This is a genomic window from Longimicrobiaceae bacterium (genome assembly GCA_035936415.1).
Classification (GTDB): Bacteria; Gemmatimonadota; Gemmatimonadetes; order Longimicrobiales; family Longimicrobiaceae; genus JAFAYN01.
In genome coordinates this window covers 1-2,409 of record DASYWD010000366.1, presented here as the reverse complement: position 1 = coordinate 2,409, position 2,409 = coordinate 1, and the positions used below count along the sequence as shown (strand labels likewise).

Annotated in this window: 2 protein-coding genes; one reads left to right on the top strand and one right to left on the bottom strand. The window is 72.8% G+C overall.

Annotated features, from left to right (window positions below; translation table 11 throughout):
- Positions 1 to 197: 197 nt before the first annotated feature.
- Complete coding sequence (locus VGR37_14770) at positions 198 to 1,568, bottom strand: dicarboxylate/amino acid:cation symporter (GenBank protein HEV2148664.1); 1,371 nt, start codon at positions 1,566 to 1,568, stop codon at positions 198 to 200.
- Between the two features lie 479 nt (positions 1,569 to 2,047).
- On the opposite strand from VGR37_14770, the gene VGR37_14765 reads away from it, so the two are divergent.
- Positions 2,048 to 2,383: a hypothetical protein gene (locus tag VGR37_14765; protein HEV2148663.1), complete on the top strand. Its 336-nt coding sequence runs from the start codon at positions 2,048 to 2,050 to the stop codon at positions 2,381 to 2,383.
- Positions 2,384 to 2,409: the final 26 nt, after the last annotated feature.

The window sequence follows — 2,409 nt, the reverse complement described above, 5'->3', positions numbered from 1 at the left end:
CGAGGCCGCGCCCATCGAGCGTCGGGCGGACACGGAGTCGAGGTAACCCCCTCCCCACAAGGGCCCCCACCCGGCTCGCTTGAGGCTCGCCACCCTCCCCCGCCCGCAAGCGGGAGAGGGGAGAGCTGCTCGGCGCCGGTGTCGTGCTCCCCCTTTCTCCCGCCTGCGGGGGAGAGGGGGCCGGGGGGTGAGGGGGCCTATCTGTTCCCCGCCCGCTGCTCTTCCGCGTCCGGCCCGATCGTCGTGGCCTCCATGGCGGCCTCGGCCACGCGCTCCGGCGGCTCCACGAGCGTGATCCCCTCGCTCCGGGCGACCACGAGGGAGGTGAGCAGGTCGCCCAGGACGTTGGGGACGGTGCGTGACATGTCCAGGATCCGGTCCACCCCCAGGACCAGGGCGATCCCCTCGCCCGGGACGCCCACCATCTCCAGCACCAGCACCAGGAGCGGGATGGAGCCGCCGGGGACGCCGGCCGCGCCCACCGCGGTGATGACCGACATCCCGATCACCAGGAGCTGAGAGCCCAGCGACAGCTCCACCCCGAACACCTGCGCCAGGAAGAGCACCGTCATCCCCTCGAACAGGGCGGTGCCGTTCATGTTCATGGTGGCGCCCAGCGGGATGACGAACCCGGCGATCTCGCGCGGGACGCCGAACTGCTCCTCGGCGGTGCGGATGGTGGTGGGGAGGGTGGCGTTGGAGCTGGAGGTGGAGAACGCCGTCACCATCAGCGCGCGGCAGCGGCGCAGGAAGTCCAGCGGCCGCACCCCGGCCAGCAGGCGCGCCAGCGTGGGGATCACCCCGAAGAGGTGGAGCGCCAGGCCAACCAGGACCACCACGACGTACATCCCCAGCGAGCGGAGCACGTCGAAGCCGAAGCGCGCCGTTACCGAGAAGATCAGCGCGGCCACGCCGACCGGGGCCAGCCTCATGGCGAAGCCGATGATGACCATCACCGCCTGGCTCACCCCCTCCAGCACCCGGAGCACCGGCGCCGCCGTCTCGCGGGGGATGCGCGTCAGCGCCACGCCGAAGACCAGGGTGAAGAAGATCAGCCCCAGCATCTCCCCCTTCGCCGCGGCGTCCACCGGGTTGCGGGGGACGATGTTGACGAAGGTCTGGATCCCGAACCCCGACTCGCCCGCCGCGGTCACCTTCTCCGCCGCCTCGCCCGTGTACTCCGCCAGGAGCGCGGTGCGCACCGTAGCGTCCAGCGCCTCGCCGGGGCGGATCACGTTCACCAGGGTGAGCCCCAGGATGGCGGCCAGCGCGGTGGTCGCCAGGAAGAAGGCCAGCGTCTTGGCCCCCACCCGCCCCACGCGCGACAGGTCGCCCAGCGAGGCCACGCCCAGCGCGAGCGAGGTGAACACCAGGGGGACCACCACCATGAACAGCATGCGGAGGAACACCTGGCCGATGGGCTGCGCCACGTTGTCCACGGCCCACAGGAGCCCCGCCTCGCCGTGCCAGAGCGCGTTCGCCACCCCGCCGGCCGTGGCGCCGATGGCGAGGCCGACGAGGATCTTCGTGTGAAGGGGGACACCGCGGCCGGCGTTCTCCTCGTGCATCGGGGACTCCACGGAAGTGTGCGGTGCCTTGCGCGCGAAGCGACGGACCCGGACGGGACCGCCGCTTCAGGAGCAGCAGAGTAGCTGCTGGACGTGAATGAGTAGTGACGGGGCCGGGGAAGCACAAGTCCCCCAGGGGGATGCGGCGCGCGGGGACCGCGTGAGGGCCCCCGCCGCCTGCTTCCGCAGGTGCCCCGAGCCTCGGCTCCGCCCAGCGCGCGATGGCCTACCCGGCCGCCGTGACCGGGAAAGCCAGGACCGGGGCCGCCCGGTGGGCGCGGAACAGTGCGCCCCCGAGGGGGTAGTGTGTTGCTCGACCGGGAGCGTGCTTCCCCGTCTGCGAACCGCCCGCGGCTCACGTCAGCGCTGACGTGAACCGCGGGCTTTTCCGTTCCGCACGCTCCTTCTCCCCGGCGCACTCCGCGCCGCCGGAGCTCTCCGTCGGCGCGTTCTCCCGCGCCTGTTGCAGAAAGGCGCCCATGGACCCGAAAGAGACTCAGAAGCAGCGGATCACGCGTGTGGCCCGGGAGCTCGGCCCCGCGATCCGGGAGCAGGCACGCGGCAGGTGGACGGGGCTTCGCACGGCGGAGCGCAACGAGCCGGGCCGGCACGTCTGGCGGTTCCGGTCCGGGCCGGGCGGGAGCGAGCGCTTCCTCCACATCGAGCACCGGGCGATGATGCGGGGAAAGGATCCGGCCGCGCGGCTGCTGGAGCGGCTCGAGGCGGAGCAGTGGCTCGACCGGCTGCACGACGGTCCCGAGACCGCCCTTCTCCTTTCCAGGGACGGCCAGCTCGCCGCCTTCCCGGCGCGCTGAACGTCGCGGGGGGGGGGGGGGGGGCG